The sequence below is a fragment of the Pseudomonas sp. KB_15 genome (genome assembly GCF_052114525.1).
Taxonomy (GTDB): Bacteria; Pseudomonadota; Gammaproteobacteria; order Pseudomonadales; family Pseudomonadaceae; genus Aquipseudomonas.
Genome location: NZ_JBFREX010000346.1, coordinates 1 through 371 on the forward strand (window position 1 = coordinate 1; position 371 = coordinate 371).

Annotated in this window: 1 protein-coding gene; it reads right to left on the minus strand. The window is 57.1% G+C overall.

Annotation, left to right across the window (positions count from 1 at the left end):
- Positions 1-36 precede the first annotated feature (36 nt).
- Positions 37-371, minus strand: a 335-nt coding sequence (locus AB4Z35_RS31220; RefSeq protein ID WP_442101327.1) for a hypothetical protein, incomplete at its 5' end; no start/stop codon positions are given.

Below are 371 nucleotides of genomic sequence, written 5' to 3' on the forward strand. Positions count from 1 at the left end.
GGTTGACGGCGATATTGCAGCGGATCTCGATCCGCATCACATCGCCGGATTCCTGCAGGCGAATTTCGCTGCCATTCGGCTCGCTGCCCGTGGGTTGACGGCGATATTGCAGCGGATCTCGATCCGCATCACATCGCCGGATTCCTGCAGGCGAATTTCGCTGCCATTCGGCTCGCTGCCCGTGCTGGAGCCGGCGAGGCGGAATTGCGCACCTTTGGAAAGCTCACGCTGAAAGCGCTGCGGTGAGCTGTTTTTTTTCTCTATTTTGGAACGAACGTTCAAGAAAGGATGACAAATGAAAGTCGTAATGCTGAATAGCCCGGACGTGATCGATGTGGTCGAGGCGCCCATCCCGGTGCCTGGAAAAGGGG